The 15027-nt window shown below is 49.1% G+C and carries 13 protein-coding genes; 2 read left to right on the plus strand and 11 right to left on the minus strand.

Annotated elements, in window-relative coordinates; translation table 11 throughout:
* Positions 1-64 precede the first annotated feature (64 nt).
* The 9 genes from AC50YG_RS07490 to AC50YG_RS07530 form a co-directional block, all read right to left on the minus strand.
* Positions 65-1060, minus strand: coding sequence for an inorganic phosphate transporter (locus AC50YG_RS07490; RefSeq protein WP_341281105.1), 996 nt, complete (start codon positions 1058-1060; stop codon positions 65-67).
* A gap of 24 nt (positions 1061-1084) precedes the next feature.
* A complete protein-coding gene (locus AC50YG_RS07495; RefSeq protein ID WP_341281104.1) occupies positions 1085-1696 on the minus strand; it encodes a DUF47 domain-containing protein in 612 nt (203 codons plus the stop codon).
* Between the two features lie 292 nt (positions 1697-1988).
* Positions 1989-3047, minus strand: a complete 1059-nt coding sequence (locus AC50YG_RS07500) for a DUF3048 domain-containing protein (RefSeq protein WP_494825861.1) — start codon at positions 3045-3047, stop codon at positions 1989-1991.
* A 356-nt stretch (positions 3048-3403) separates the two neighbouring features.
* The gene (locus AC50YG_RS07505) at positions 3404-4225 is read right to left on the minus strand and encodes an alpha/beta hydrolase (protein WP_494825863.1); all 822 of its coding nucleotides are present in this window, start codon (positions 4223-4225) and stop codon (positions 3404-3406) included.
* Between the two features lie 116 nt (positions 4226-4341).
* Positions 4342-4923: a thioredoxin family protein gene (locus tag AC50YG_RS07510; RefSeq protein WP_494825865.1), complete on the minus strand. Its 582-nt coding sequence runs from the start codon at positions 4921-4923 to the stop codon at positions 4342-4344.
* A 567-nt stretch (positions 4924-5490) separates the two neighbouring features.
* Positions 5491-6900: a sensor histidine kinase gene (locus tag AC50YG_RS07515; RefSeq protein WP_494825867.1), complete on the minus strand. Its 1410-nt coding sequence runs from the start codon at positions 6898-6900 to the stop codon at positions 5491-5493.
* Positions 6897-7658 (minus strand): response regulator transcription factor, encoded by a 762-nt coding sequence (locus AC50YG_RS07520; protein WP_473756801.1) that lies wholly within the window; start codon positions 7656-7658, stop codon positions 6897-6899. Before AC50YG_RS07520 ends, AC50YG_RS07515 begins: the two co-directional genes overlap by 4 nt.
* Positions 7659-7678: 20 nt before the next feature.
* Positions 7679-9097 (minus strand): FG-GAP repeat domain-containing protein, encoded by a 1419-nt coding sequence (locus tag AC50YG_RS07525; RefSeq protein ID WP_494825869.1) that lies wholly within the window; start codon positions 9095-9097, stop codon positions 7679-7681.
* A gap of 43 nt (positions 9098-9140) precedes the next feature.
* Positions 9141-10232 carry a polysaccharide deacetylase family protein gene (locus tag AC50YG_RS07530; protein ID WP_494825871.1) on the minus strand — a complete coding sequence of 364 codons (1092 nt, stop codon included), beginning with the start codon at positions 10230-10232 and terminating at the stop codon, positions 9141-9143.
* A 331-nt stretch (positions 10233-10563) separates the two neighbouring features.
* On the opposite strand from AC50YG_RS07530, the gene AC50YG_RS07535 reads away from it, so the two are divergent.
* A complete protein-coding gene (locus AC50YG_RS07535; protein WP_494825873.1) occupies positions 10564-11412 on the plus strand; it encodes a DUF6973 domain-containing protein in 849 nt (282 codons plus the stop codon).
* A gap of 107 nt (positions 11413-11519) precedes the next feature.
* Complete coding sequence (locus AC50YG_RS07540; protein WP_494825875.1) at positions 11520-11969, plus strand: hypothetical protein; 450 nt, start codon at positions 11520-11522, stop codon at positions 11967-11969.
* 161 nt (positions 11970-12130) lie between these two features.
* Here the strand turns inward: AC50YG_RS07540 and purD are convergent, their stop codons facing one another.
* Together purD and purH are read right to left on the minus strand one after the other, a co-directional pair.
* The gene (gene purD / locus AC50YG_RS07545) at positions 12131-13396 is read right to left on the minus strand and encodes a phosphoribosylamine--glycine ligase (RefSeq protein WP_494825877.1); all 1266 of its coding nucleotides are present in this window, start codon (positions 13394-13396) and stop codon (positions 12131-12133) included.
* A gap of 15 nt (positions 13397-13411) precedes the next feature.
* Positions 13412-14962, minus strand: a complete 1551-nt coding sequence (purH, locus tag AC50YG_RS07550) for a bifunctional phosphoribosylaminoimidazolecarboxamide formyltransferase/IMP cyclohydrolase (protein ID WP_494825878.1) — start codon at positions 14960-14962, stop codon at positions 13412-13414.
* Positions 14963-15027 lie beyond the last annotated feature (65 nt).

Genomic DNA, 15027 nt, shown 5'->3' on the forward strand with positions numbered 1-15027 from the left:
CATCCCCGCGCAACAAAAAAGCCCGCGTCCACTAACGGACCGGGCCTCAAAATGTTATGCAAGCTTAAATGAACAACCAATCTATTGCCCAGTAGACAGCCATTGCCATCAGAACCGTGATCGGAATCGTAATGACCCAAGCGACCAAGATGCGGCCCGCCATCGACCATTTCACGCTGGAGAAGCGCTTCGCGCTGCCTACACCGAGAATCGAAGACGTGATAACATGCGTCGTACTTACTGGCAAATGCAGCACGGTAGCCGTCAAAATAACGACAGCCGAGCCTACATCGGCAGCAAAGCCATTGATCGGTTCGATTTTGAAAATCTTCGTACCCATCGTTTTAATGATTTTGTAGCCGCCGACGGACGTACCAAGCGCCATCGCCAGAGCAGCGGACAGCTTAACCCATAGCGGAACATCCAAGTTATCCTGAACTCCCGCAGCAACGAGCGCAAACGTGATGATCCCCATCGCCTTCTGCGCATCATTCGTACCATGCGAGAACGATTGGAAGGCCGCCGTTATGATTTGGCTGAAACGGAAGCCTTTATTCACCTGATGCGGGCTCGATTTGGCGAAAATCCGCTTGAGCAGCCACATAATAATGAAACCAGCCGAGAAAGCAATAAGCGGCGATAAAATGAGAGCTTTAACAATATCCGTAAAGCCCGACGCATTTATCGCGCCCATACCTGAACCTGCAATAACCGCACCAGCCAACGAGCCGATGAGCGCATGGGACGAGGAGGACGGAATTCCGAACCACCACGTAACCAGGTTCCAGATAATAGCCGATATGAGCGCAGCGATAACGACTTCGACACCATTCGGCAAATCAGCAGGATTCGCTACGCCGCTTCCGATCGTTTTGGCTACCCCGGTAAACATAATCGCACCGAGGAAGTTCATCACCGCAGCCATCATAATGGCTACGCGAGGCTTGAGCGCACGGGTAGATACCGACGTCGCAATCGCATTCGCGGTATCATGGAAGCCGTTAATAAAATCAAAACCGAGTGCCAGAATGACAACCGTCCATAAAATATATGAATCCATTAGAGTTGACTCCCACTTTCCGCGTTAGCTATTGCGCATAATAATCGATTCCAGCGTATTGGCTACATCCTCGCAATAGTCGGTCGTTTGCTCCAGCATTTCATAAATTTCCTTGCGTTTCATCAGCTCAATCGGATCGCTTACGTTCGCAAACAAGCTTGTAATACATACGCGAAGCAGATCATCGGCTTGATTTTCCAGCTCATTGAGCGCAATGTTCGGCTCACGAATAGCCAGCAGCTTCTTCTGCGTCAGCAAATAAATGGCTTTCTTGATCTGATGCGCGCAGCGCAGCAAAATGTCGCCAAACAGCTGAATGTACTCATCCTTCTCCTTGATGTTGTACATTTCGAAACGCGAAGCGCAAGCCTCAATTCCATCCAGCACATCGTCAAGCGAGCTTGTCAGCGCCATAATATCTTCTCGTTCAATCGGAGTGATGAACGTTTTGTTCAATTCCTTCAAAATCGTGTGCACATACTGGTCGCACTGGCTTTCGTATTCCTTCATCGTCTTGGCAAAAGTAGAGACATCGGACAAATCCGACAAACCATTCGAGAAATACTCAACAGCAACAACGAGCGCATCGGCCATTTCTTCAAACGTTTTAAAGAAAATATCTTTTTTCTTGAACATCGTAATCCCCTTTACCCGGCTGGATGTTTTGTTTGGGCATTTTGTCGACCTATGGTGACCTTTGGTGGATAAGCCCAGAATATCTTAACACAGTTTACTTTAAAATTGTTAACGGAATATTAACGTTTATGAAAAAAATTTCTTTTTTTCAATCTATGCCGACACTCCGTTCATTTCCTCCGCTTCCAAAACAAAACGCCGCCTCCTAAAGAGACAGCGTCATAACTAGCTATTATTGCGGACGCGGAAAGCACTCTTCACCTGCTAAAAGTGTTTCCGAACCGTGCTTATTTTACCCATACATCACATGATCAGCAATCGATTTTGTATTCGGGACAATGTGGAAAAAGGTTTTGCCCGGCACCAGAGCCAGCTCCTTGCCATCCTTCACGATCCGAATCATATGGTCCGGCGCCCGTACCCATGACGCCTCCGTCATCCGGCCCTGCTGAAACAGCATCGCATCTCCACCCGATTGCAAATCGACCGCGAGCCGGCCTTCATTGTCCAGCGTCTTATGGCTTGCAGCGAGTACAACCAGATTAGTTGCCGTAAGCTGCTCATTATTGTTGAGGTCAATATGCGCTTCATCGTTGATGGAACGCTTATATAGCTTGCTCGCCTCATCATAGGCGTAAGATACCTTATAATCCTTCAGCGTAAAATGAATCGTGACCGCCGTCGCAGGCGTCGTCGCCTCCGCTGCGCCGTTCTCGGCAAACACATAGGCCGGCACCGCTGTATCCTGCTTGTAATTTTTCTTCTCCGCTCCGGAACGAAGCTTCTCCAGATCCGAATACAGATTATGCGGCGCCTTGCGCTCCTTGCTACGCCAGAAGTATGCGCCCGCATTCGAAATTTCATCCAAATACGGCTTCTTCTGCTGCTGCAAAATCGCATATGCGTCATTGCTGCCGCCCGCATGGGCAAGCACAGCACCGTAGCTTTCGCCAATATTAATTAAATAAGGCCGTATGCTGCGAATTGGGCCAATCGAATCGGTCAAGGCGTCCGTGCTTTGGAACAGCGCAACGAGCCTCGTAATGCCGCCTTCGGCAAGCACCTCCCACACGACGTCGGCATTCGACAATCCCGATTGCGGGCGAGCCGGCTTCAGGTTGTTGATCATGACGGCAATCGGGCGCTCTAAGGCTTCTGTCTGCCGTCCAACTCCCGTTAGTGGTGCTTGATACGGCAATGCCCCCGGTGACACGCTAGGGCTTGGCAAAGCGCTTGGCTCTGGTGATGCGGTTGGAACCGCTTCCCCTTTATTGCCTCCCGCACAAGCTGCAAGCAGTACAAGCAGCAGCAGAATGCTGGACGATAAAACGATTCTTTTTCCCAATTTCATGAATGATACCCGCCTTTATCCGAATGATCCAAGGTGAAACGGCTGTTGCCATCCTTTTGGGGCGCGGCGCGTTTCAATCCGAGAAATATAAGCATTTATAAGTTGAAACTTATAAATGCTTATATTTTTATAATTTCAAATCTATCCTCTAGCATGATAGATAACATGACAATTTACGCAGCAAAAAGCTCGCAAAAGCAGCTTTGCTGCCTTTTCTACCTTTCTACTATACCACAGGATGATAGAAGGAGTAACAAATTAAGCAAAAACAGGACCTGCTCACGCGTGAGTCCCGCGTAACAGGTCCTGCCATAAAGCCGGATGCCGCCATAAGCGGCACTCCCTTTTTTTCCAATTTAGATGCTCCAATGATGCCATTCCTGCTGCTTCTTATCCAGACCCTCCAGCCATTCAGAGCTGATGCGAATCGCTTCCTCCTGATGCTGGCGGTTGGAATACGTATGCGACGCCTGAAAAATAATTTCCTTGTCGCACAGCCCCTCACTGCGGGTCCAGAACACCTTCTGATAAAGGAAGCTGTAATCGACCGGTATAAGCTCATCGCTCGTGCCATGGACGAGCAGAACGTCGCCGGAGAAGCGCGTTGCTGCCTGGAAAGGCTGATGCTCCAGCAGTGAGTCGAAGAAGATGGGCTTCAGCGTAAAGCCAGAATAATCAACACTGCCGGATTGGACTGCTTCATCATAGCCCTTCCTGCCGACAATACGGACAATGTCATTGAAGGGATAAGCAACTGGCGACCATAGAAGAAGGCGCTTGACCCGTTTATCCTTAACGGCTGTCATAATGGAGACCGCTCCGCCCAGACTATGTCCGAGCAATACAATCTTGCGCGGATCTACGCATTCCATGCTCGTGATGTAATCAAGTGCTGTGCGCGTCTGATCGACCATGCTGTCGAAGCCAAGCGAGCCATAATCGCCATTGCTCTCGCCGCAGCCGCCATAATCGAAGCGCAGCACATACGAGCCTTTGGCAGCAAGAGCGCGGGCTGCTTTCACAAACAAGCGGTCCACCCCGATGCGGCTGCCAACAAATCCGTGGCAAATAATGATCGCCTGGCGTTTGCAGTCGTCGTTCTTCTTCTCATCCGTCGGATAATGCAGCGTAGCTGCCAGCTCCAATCCTTCATGGCGCAATACCAGATGCTTCTCCATGTCCAAAACCTCCTGCCGTTTCCATACAGCGTCTTAATTATATTAATTCCTACCCGAATACTTTGAATTTGTTAAAGCCATAATAGCACCCGCAGATGCCGCTGTCAATCCGTTTTTTATACAAGATCGCAAGCTTCAACCGGCATCCAGTGCTCATCCTGTCCATCCCACTTCACGTTGCAGCCAATCGGGTTCGTATAAGGCACCGAAACCTCCTTGCCCAGCGTATGCTCGGTAAGTGCGCGCTCCAAATCATAAACCGTCACTTTGCCTGCGTCCCTCGGCTGGTCAACTCCCCGGCCCGTATAAACGAGCTTGCGCTCTTTATCAAAAACATAAAAATGCGGCGTACGCAGCGCCCCATAAGCCTTCGCTACCACCTGCGTATCATCGCGCAAATACGTCCAAGGGAACTTCAGTTCATTCATTCGCTCCACCATATGCTCGAAGGAATCATCGGGCTTCGTATTAATGCTGTTCGCATTAATGCCGACGAAAGCAACGCCCTTCTCCTTGAACTTGATGGCGGTCTTGCGCGTGAGCTCGTCCGATCCAACGACATAAGGACAATGATTACAGGTGAAAAATACAACCAGCGTGTCCGCTTCGGCAAAATCCTGCAGCGAATAGCTCTTGCCATCCGTCGCCGGAAGCGTGAAATCTGGTGCTTGCTGACCAATCTGAACAGTGAAAGACATTATAAATCCCTCCCAGTATGAAATGACCATCACCTATGATTATACCACAATTAGGCAAAGCTTTTTTTGATGGCCCGGGAGTGCTTCGGACATATTAATTAAAGCTGCAAATCATCATTCAACAATTTAAGTTGAACGAAAGAAAGCAATGGGGCTGGGGAGAAACGGAGAGAAAGGTTGGAACTGGAGAGAGCGGTAGCGTCCGCCTTTGTTTTCGGATTTCTTCCTCAAAGAGGAATAGAATCAAGAAATCAGAAAACAACAGCGGCCGGAAGTCCAACCTTTCTCGCAGTGACGACCATCGCCATCATGCTAATCAGTCGTTCAACTTATATAGGCTGCTTATGATGCCGCCAAGAAAGGAGTGGAGCTTATATGCCTGCATGGATCGTATGGCTTACCGAACACTGGCTTTCCGTTATGCTTACGTTTGGTGTCGTCGTTGCTGTCGTCTGGGTATTTTTCAACCGCAATCTGCTGTTCAATAAAAATTAGCCGCCCTCTCGGGCGGCTGATTCCGTTCCTCTGCGCATATGCCATACATTCATCTGCCTTCATACATATAGGTTAAGTTGCTGGTTTATCCTGATGGCTGATCGGCAGCTTAATCATAATTACCGTTCCAGCTCCACGCTCGCTGTCTATTTTCATCTCGCCAGCATGCAGCTCGGTAATTTCCTTGCTGATCGCGAGCCCTAGCCCGCTTCCTCCCTGCCCTGTATTCCCCTTATAGAACTTCTCCGTCACATGGGGAATGTCTTCGGCATCGATGCCGCAGCCGGTATCGGCAACGGTCAGCAGCGCATAGTCTTCGTCAGGCGTAATGGAGACCGACACACGAATCGTGCCGCCTCCCGGCGTGAACTTGAACGCATTGTCAATCAAATTAATGATGACCTGCTTCAAGCGGTTCGCATCCGCATACACCATCACTGGTGACTTGCCTAGCGTCACAAGCAGCTTTACGCCTGTCTGATCCTGCCGGACACCAAGTTGGGCGACCGTCTCTTTCACCGGGCTGTTGAGATCCAGCAGCTCGGCATGAAGCTCCATGCTTCCTGCCGACAGCTTGGAGAAATCGAGCAAATCCTCTACAAGCCCCGACAGGCGCAGCGTTTCATGGCTAATAATTTGCAGCCCCAGCTTCATTTCCTCATTGTCGGCCGGGTCGCCTTCCTTCAACGTCTCGCTCCAGCCTCTGATCGACGTAAGCGGCGTTCGCAGCTCATGGGAAATGGAGGAGATAAAATCATTTTTGAGCTTCTCGCGATTATTTAGCTCTATGACCATCGTATTGAACGTTTCCGCCAGCTGGCCAATTTCATCATTGCTTCGCTTCGTCGCCCGCCTTGTCCAATCGCCATCAGCCATATACCTTGCTGCACGCGTCAGCTCGCGAATGGGGCGTACAATACGCTGCGCCAGCCATAGGCTTAACCCAAGGAACAGCAAAATGACAGCCAGCCCCACAACTGCTGACATGCGCAGCAGTTGGCTCACCATATCATCCACGGCACTGATGGAGGCCGAATAACGCAGCAGAGATACCACATGCGTATCGTTCCAGACAGGTATCGTAATTGAAGTAACCCGCTCCTTATAATAAGGATCATTGCCCTGCCAAATGTCCGTCTGCCCGTTCATCGCGGCCTGCACGTCCAGCGTGTTGTACTGTACATTTTCGACCAGGCCGTCCGAGTCCATGCGCACCTTTCCGTACACATCAAGCAGTTGGAGCCGCGTATCGCCCTCCACCATATATTGCAGCATATAATCAGCTTGATCATGCATTTTCAGGGAGGCCATCGTCCGATTATGCGTGGCAAGGGCTGACACAGCTCGCTGTTTAACCGAGCTTTGTGCACTGCCATAATAATAGTTGGTAATCAGCGTGGCAAAAAGTCCACCGAGCACGACGACAACGAGTGCAATCAGGAGCAAATAGCTCCACACGATTCTCGTCTTGAGACTGTTCATCCGCTGCTGCCCCTTCTCCAGCGGTAGCCGAAGCCCCACACCGTTTCGATGAAAGCAGGCTCAGAGGAATTGTCTTCGATTTTTTGGCGCACCCGCCTAATGTTAACGTCAACAACCTTAAGGTCGCCCACATAATAACGGCCCCAAACCTCGCTCAAAATATCATCGCGGCTGACACTTTTGCCTTCCCGCTCCATTAAAAGCCGCACCAGCGTCCATTCGGTTGGGGTCAAAATAATTTCCTCATCGTTTTTCCAGAGCTTGCGCGCGGATACCGACAGGCGGAATGGCCCAATTTTTAGCTCATCATCCGCTTGTGCTGCTTGTGCAGCCTGCGTCATAAGACCAGCCGTTGCCTCTTGGGCTGCCGCCGCCTGAAGCAGCGCAGCACTCGGCTGCATTCTCCGGTAGAGCGACTTGATTCGGGCAATCAGCTCGCCGGGGCTGAACGGCTTCTGCACATAATCGTCGGCGCCAAGCTCCAGCCCGTGAATTTTATCCTCTTCCTGCGACTTCGCAGTCAGCATAATAATGCCCATGCTCGGAAATTTGCTGCGCAGCTGCTCGCATACTTCAAAGCCGCTAATTGTCGGCAGCATGACATCAAGCAGCGCAATATCGAACGGCCCCTCCGAATCAGCCAGAGCGAGCGCCGTTTCACCGTCGCCTGCTTCCGTCACTTCCATCTCGTTGCGTTTTAAATTAATGCGGACAAAGCCGCGAATCGCTTCTTCATCTTCCAGCAGCAAAATACGCATAGGTCCACCCACTTTTTCCATTAGTCCGGCCTCGGCACCAGCAATTCCGGCAGTTGCTCCTTGCTCAGCTGCATCGCATAAAACGGCTGGCGATCACTGATCTCCATCGTCTCTGGAGGAGCAAGCTGCTGCGCATAAATGTACACCAAGCCCGCATAGTTGAGCACGACATTGTAAGCGCGGTCTGACTCCTTCCACTCTTCCTGAACACTGCCCCACTTGGTTGCTGGAACAGCATATAACGTGCCCAGCTCAGACTTGTAGCCGGTTTCTTCATTCCAATATTCAAAGGTGACAATGCCATATTCCTGATGGACGTCAGGGCTTCTCAGCGTATAGCGACCCTTCCACTGATTCGGAATCGTAAAGCTGATCTGGTAGCTGTAATTCGAATACTCTTCCTTGACCAGCTTGAACGCCTTATCGCCATCCCACTGCAGCCACTCATTAACCCAGAGCATTCCGGCATAAGGCAGATCCGGATAGCCTGCAGGCTCTTTGGGCCGAGATAGCTCGATTATGCCATCTCCATTAATATCCTCATTTTGCGTCGGCGTTCCAGACACGAGCGCATTTTCATACTCGCCCTGCTCGGATAACGCAACCGGCCGCAGCTTGCCTTTGTCCCATACATACATAAACGTATACATCGAATGGGCGCCTACCGCAGCCTCCAATACGACACCTGTCTGCCGCTCGGAAACTTTGCCAATCAACAGCCGGTCGTAGTTAATGACATCATTGCTAAGATCAAGCTGCTGCAGCGCATGAAACTTGCCCTTTGTCCATTCATATACCGTCAGCTTATAGTTCGGCAGCTGTACCTCCTGATTCGCCCAATCCCCCGTGACGACCGCCAGCTCCAGCTTGCCATCTCCGTTCAGATCGCCCGCTTCTGCATACAAATAAGGCAGGGAATCCTCCGGCTCAAGCACAAGCTTTCCTTCCTCATTGCGCACTGGCGTTTTGCCAAGCGAATACAGCTCGACCATATTGGAGCCATCATAGGAGCCAATCCAGCCGACTGCCAGATCCAGCTTGCCGTCCTTGTCAAAGTCGCTTACCTTCATCCAATCCATTCGCATCGATAAAGGCTGCTGAATCGTATAATAGGGCTTCCAGGTGTTGCCCCGATACCGGAGCAGCATCAGCTCAGGAGAGCTGTATTCATTGTTAAAAGAAACGAGCGCCTCGTCTACACCGTCGCCATCTACATCGAGCAGACGCACGGCGCCAAGGTTATCATCTCGCATCGGAAGCGCTAGCTGCGCATGAGGCGGCAAAGCTTTCTGCACAGCCTGAACGAGCGCCTGCTTGTCCGAGGCGATAGTAGGCTTTTCAAGCAAATCCGCAGGAGCCGCCGTATAGCGGCAGCCGGTTGCTAATAAACAAAGCAAGGCGGCTGCAAGCAGCGCCCCGCTTATTTTTGATATAAACAATCGCTTAAGCCCCCTTAGCTTACGGTTCGAAAGCAGACCGGAATCAAGGCATTTCGTCAATCGTGACGAACGTATAGCCCTTCTTATGCAAGCTATCAATGACGTCTGGCAGCATGTCCACCGTGTTTTTAATACCTTTGCCTCCAAAAGAATGCATCAATATTATACCACCCGGCTTCGTATGCTCGCTAATGTTCTGCTTCATCACAGCTACAGACGTTCCCGCCCAGTCACGGGTATCCACATTCCAGCTTACCAATTCTCTTCCTTTTTCCTTCATTAGCTGCTTAACCGTGCTGTTCACAGCTCCATACGGTGCACGCACCAGGTTTGGAGTAAAGCCGACTACATCTTTAATCAGCTTATCCGTTGTGGTGATTTCTTCCCAAATTTGGCTCTTGGTCAGCTTCGTCAAATCTTTATGATGGGTCGTATGATTGCCGATCTCATGGCCTTCGTCCACGATGCGCTGAAGCACATCCGGGTCCTTCTTCACCTGAACGCCGACTACGAAGAAAGTCGCTTTAACGCCCTTCTTTTTCAGGATATCCAAAATTGCTGGTGTATAACGGCTATCCGGTCCATCATCAAAGGTTAACGCGACAAGCTTCTGCTCCTTATCCGGCTTGCTCGTTCCCTTCTCCCCTTGCGGAGACGCCGAAGGCGTTGCTGTGGGAGACGGCTTGCTTGTTGGTGTTGGTGAGCTTGCAGGTGTGCTTGAAGGTTTATTTGTATAAGTGCTGTTCGTTACGCTCGTTCCTATTTTGGAACCTCCGCCTTGTGTTTTTCCGCCAGTTCCACCGTTTGTACCGGATGCAGCATCCGTTCCTTTCTGAGGGGAATGGGAAGCATCGGTGCTCGCTGGGTGACTTGCCGTGTCCGTACCGCTGTTAGTCCCTTCCGCCAACGTCGGATGGTTAATATGGATAGTGTCCTCGGATGAAGCTCCCTGCTGGATGTTTGCGCTTCCCTCTTTGCCTGGCATAAGCACCTCAAGGCTCGAAGAAGCCTTAGTCCCGCAGCCACCAAGCCATAAGGCTAGTGCCATAAGTAGAAAGCTTGCTACTGCTAGTTTTCGTTTTGTTCTTTTGCGCGTCTTCATGCTGCTAACTCTAGTTCGTGTGTTATACTTCATCCGATTCACCCTTCTATTCCCTGCTGATAGATTTATCTTATCGCATTCATAGACGGAGTGCGTTACAAATTAGTTACACCATTCGCCCGCATTTGACAGTGAAAACGAGGCGACTAATCGTCACTACTTAATTAATATGAAAACTAATTCCCCCTTTTTAATTTTGTGTTTTTTAAGAATAAGACTGTATCACTCAAACCAATATTCTGTTTCTATAACACCTTTTTATGTAATTATTCCATTTAAAATCTTTCAAAATAAAACTATTGATTACCATTGAATATTATGGTAATTTTTAATGGTATCATAATTTGGAAGGGGAGTAATAAAATTGGGGAAAAGGTTACTAACAAAAGCTATTGTGCTATCTGTTCTGTCTGCTTCTTTACTACTACCAGGAAACTCATATGCTAATACTTCCGAAACTAACGACGATGTTTTAACCACTGATGCTGTTTATGCTAGCATTATTGAAGAAGCTTCGGAAGCTGATTTAGAAGTAATGAAAAGCGAGATTAAAGCCCAACTAGAAGCAAATAGAAGCGGATCTTCTGATAATTTTGAAGAATTAAGTAAGTACTTAGAACAAGGTGATATTGAGTTTATTTTCAGTATAATCGAGTTCAAAAAAGAAAATTCCCAGCTTAGCCCTGAGGAAATTGTTGAGATTGTATTCCCAGCGCAAAATAAAGCACAAACTTTTAGCGGAATACAATTACAGGCATCACGTGAATCTAATACAGGCTGGAATGCATTAACAACTGCTGAAAAATGGTTAGTTGCTCTTTACCCTGCCGAAGCTTTAATCGTGAATGCAGCTAAAAATAATACGGATTCAATTACATTTTCCCGTTATGGCCATTGGACAGATGGAGACAAGGGAAATGCATTTAGACACGCTCTATGGAATGCAATAATGACATTAAATATTGGAAGAGTATTAGCAGAACAGTTTGGTACTGCTCATGAAAAAGTCGATGCTACCGATTCCGAACTAAGTACAACCTATTGGAACGGTTATAACGGAATACAGCATAGAGCGATGGATTTGCATAACAATCAGAAGGGGAGAGACACTGTGAACTGGTATGATGTTCCTTTTGTTGTATCAAACACAGACTTAGCAAATAGAGTTCAAACGAAAATAAACAATAATGAAATGATCGTTCTAGTTAATTAATTACTCGTAGCTTAATTTAATATCCAATTTACACAATAAATAGTCTATCCATAGTTTTTAAAATCATATGCTATACTTAATTACTAGAATCCAAATTGGAGGCGCATATGAAAAAAAAAACAATTGTAGTACTAATATCAATCTTACTAATCGCTATAGCAGCTTTGGCAATATTTCTCATCACGTTTGAAAGAATCCCGGAAAATACTAAAATTATAAATCAGAATATATTGAATTTGAAGGGTGAAAATCTTTCTACTCCATTTTCTGATGTTATTCCATTTGCTTGGGATAGGGCTTATATACTTGAGGATCCTTATTATGATGGTGAAGCCATTGATAAAATTGTCGGGGCTGAAACCCATTTAGACAGACTAGAAACGGAAGTTAGACGCAGAATTGTGTTTGTGAATCAAGGGAAGTTTGTATATGATTACATTTATGGTATTGGAGATTTCACATTCAAACCTTTTGGAACGCTGGAGTTGACAACAAGCAGCACTATTCGTGTATTAGATAGTGAGTATGAAACTCCAATCGTACAAGTAGAGCCATAAAGTTGGTTGACGCAGTAAAGCCGCACATTGGCGGCTTTACTGCGTTAATCAATACATTTGATAGACTAACAGGTATGATCTCTCGCTATTAAAGAGAAATCATACCTGTTTTTCGCATACTCAGATCAAATAAAGATCGCTTTCTAGCTAAAAGATACTTTTTACACCAGTGCTTTCGCCGCAATATCCGAACGACTCTGCATGCCATCGAAATGGATAACGCCAACCGCATCATAAGCACGAGCACGTGCTTCCGCGATGTCACGGCCGCGGCCGACAACACCTAGCACACGTCCGCCGCTTGTTACGAACTGGCCGTCCTTCTCAGCTGTTCCCGCATGGAACACAAGCGCGCCTTGCGCTTCGGCTTTCGCCAGCCCTTCAATGACGCGGCCCTTCGGATACGAAGCTGGATAACCCTCGGAAGCCATAATGACGCAGACCGCTGCCTCATCACTCCAAGTAATATCAAGCTGCTCCAATCTGCCATTCAACGAAGCCAATACGATGTCGACAAGATCGGTTTCCAGACGCGGAAGCACAACCTGCGTTTCCGGATCGCCCATACGCGCATTGAACTCAATCGTTTTCGGGCCATCCTTCGTAATCATCAGACCCGCGAACAATACGCCGCGGAACGGGCGGCCTTCGCTAACCATCGCTTTCGCCGTTGGAATAATAATATTCGCAATCGACTCGTCGATAATCGCCTGATCAATATGCGGCAGCGGCGTATACGTGCCCATACCGCCCGTATTCGGGCCTTTATCGCCGTCGAAAATCGGCTTGTGATCCTGTGCCGGCACCATCGCCCGCACCGTCTCGCCATCTACGAAAGCAAGGATGGACATTTCCTGTCCTTCCAAAAACTCCTCAATTACGATTTGGTTGCCCGCATCGCCAAACACTTTATCCAGCATCGTTTCTTTCAGCGCCTGCTGTGCTTCTTCCATCGTAAAGGCCACCGTTACGCCCTTGCCTGCCGCAAGTCCGTCCGCTTTAATGACGATAGGCGTCTGCTGTGCCTGCAAATAAGCGGAAGCCGCCTCATATTCGGTAAACGTCTCATATTTAGCCGTCGGAATATGATATTTCTTGAGCAAATTTTTCATAAAAATTTTGCTGCCTTCAATTTCCGCTGCCGCTTTATTCGGACCATATACCGGAATTTGATGCGCTTCAAACGCATCGACGATGCCGTCCGCCAGCGGATCATCCGGGCCGATAAATACGAGATCGATGGCCGCATCTTTAGCGAACTCGACTAGCTCGTCAAATTGATTGACAGCCAGCGGCACGCATTCAGCCAGCTGCGCGATGCCTGCATTGCCCGGCGCACAATAGATGCTGCGGACCTTCTCGCTTTTTTTCAGCGCCCATACGATCGCATGCTCGCGGCCGCCGCCGCCTACTACTAAAATTCGCATCTTGTCAGCTCCCTCTTAATGCTTGAAATGACGAACGCCAGTCAGTACCATGGCAATGTTGTTGGCATTTGCTGCGGCAATCGATTCGGCATCCTTAATGGAGCCGCCCGTTTGGATAATCGCCGTAATGCCAGCTTTAGCTGCCAGCTCAACCGTATCGCCCATTGGGAAAAAGGCATCCGATGCCAGTACAGCGCCAGCGGACTGCGCACCAGCCTGCTCGATTGCGATGCGAGCAGCGCCTACACGGTTCATTTGGCCTGCGCCTACGCCAATCGTCATATTATTTTTCGCCAGCAAAATCGCGTTCGACTTCACATGCTTCACAACTTTCCAGCCGAACAGCAATTGCTTCAGTTCTTCCTCAGTCGGCTTGCGGTCAGTTACGAATTGCAGGTCTGCTTCCGTCAGGCTGCGAACATCGCTTTCCTGTACGAGCATGCCGCCGTCAACCGTCGTCACGAGCAGCTCAGGCTTGCGGTCAGCCGCAGCAACGGAAAGCTCGCCGAGCTTCATGAGTCGAATGTTTTTCTTTTTCGTCAAAATATCCAGCGCTTCCGGCGTAAAGTCCGGCGCAATAATAATTTCAAGGAAAATTTGGCCAAGCAGCTCAGCTGTGTCTGCGCCAATTACGCGGTTTGCCGCAACGATGCCGCCAAAGATCGAGGTCGGATCAGCCGCATACGCTTTTTGATACGCTTCATGAATGTCAGTGCCCGTACCTACGCCGCAAGGATTCATATGCTTAACGGCAACAACCGCTGGCTCATCAAATTCCTTAACAATCGCAAGTGCTGCGTTTGCATCATTAATGTTATTGTAGGACAGCTCTTTGCCGTGCAATTGCTCAGCTGTCGTAATGTTGCCTGTCGAAGCAAGCGGCTTGCTGTAGAAAGCAGCCTTCTGATGCGGGTTCTCGCCGTAGCGGAGATCCTGTACTTTTTCATAAGTAACGGTGTAGCTTTCTGGAAGCTCTTCGCCTGTCTGCTTGGACAAATATTCAGCAATCAGCGTATCGTAAGCTGCTGTATGACGGAATACTTTCGCCGTCAAGCGCTTGCGCGTTTCAAGCGTCGTGTCGCCGCCCGCTTTGACTTCTTCCAGCACAGCCGCGTAATCCGCCGCGTCTACGACAACGGTAACGAATGCATGGTTTTTCGCAGCAGAGCGCAGCATCGTTGGACCGCCGATATCGATGTTTTCAATCGCATCCGCGTACTCCACATCCGGCTTCGCAATCGTCTGCTTGAACGGGTACAGATTGACGACAACGAGGTCGATGTAGCTGAGGCCCAGCTCTTCCATCACCTTCTGGTGCTCTGCATCGTCGCGCACAGCGAGCAGGCCGCTATGTACAGCAGGGTGCAGCGTTTTGACGCGTCCATCCAAAATTTCCGGGAAGCCCGTTACATCGGAAATGCCGATAACCGGAATGCCCTCTTTTTCCAGCAAGCTGAACGTTCCGCCTGTCGAAATAATTTCCACGCCTTGGCTTGCCAGCTCACGCGAAAACTCCACAATACCCGTCTTATCGGATACGCTGATTAATGCTCTACGAATAGCCATTCCACAAAGCCCTCCTTATTTGTCTTAACCCTGTTACGCTCTAACCGCTTTATCGTTATGAATGC

Source organism: Paenibacillus sp. J31R34 (assembly GCF_059383715.1).

Coding starts and splice junctions, on each gene's coding strand:
- AC50YG_RS07490 (WP_341281105.1), bottom strand. CDS start 1,060: ATGGATTCATATATTTTATGGACGGTTGTCATTCTGGCACTCGGTTTT.
- AC50YG_RS07495 (WP_341281104.1), bottom strand. CDS start 1,696: ATGTTCAAGAAAAAAGATATTTTCTTTAAAACGTTTGAAGAAATGGCC.
- AC50YG_RS07500 (WP_494825861.1), bottom strand. CDS start 3,047: ATGAAATTGGGAAAAAGAATCGTTTTATCGTCCAGCATTCTGCTGCTG.
- AC50YG_RS07505 (WP_494825863.1), bottom strand. CDS start 4,225: ATGGAGAAGCATCTGGTATTGCGCCATGAAGGATTGGAGCTGGCAGCT.
- AC50YG_RS07510 (WP_494825865.1), bottom strand. CDS start 4,923: ATGTCTTTCACTGTTCAGATTGGTCAGCAAGCACCAGATTTCACGCTT.
- AC50YG_RS07515 (WP_494825867.1), bottom strand. CDS start 6,900: ATGAACAGTCTCAAGACGAGAATCGTGTGGAGCTATTTGCTCCTGATT.
- AC50YG_RS07520 (WP_473756801.1), bottom strand. CDS start 7,658: ATGCGTATTTTGCTGCTGGAAGATGAAGAAGCGATTCGCGGCTTTGTC.
- AC50YG_RS07530 (WP_494825871.1), bottom strand. CDS start 10,232: ATGAAGTATAACACACGAACTAGAGTTAGCAGCATGAAGACGCGCAAA.
- AC50YG_RS07540 (WP_494825875.1), top strand. CDS start 11,520: ATGAAAAAAAAAACAATTGTAGTACTAATATCAATCTTACTAATCGCT.
- purD (WP_494825877.1), bottom strand. CDS start 13,396: ATGCGAATTTTAGTAGTAGGCGGCGGCGGCCGCGAGCATGCGATCGTA.
- purH (WP_494825878.1), bottom strand. CDS start 14,962: ATGGCTATTCGTAGAGCATTAATCAGCGTATCCGATAAGACGGGTATT.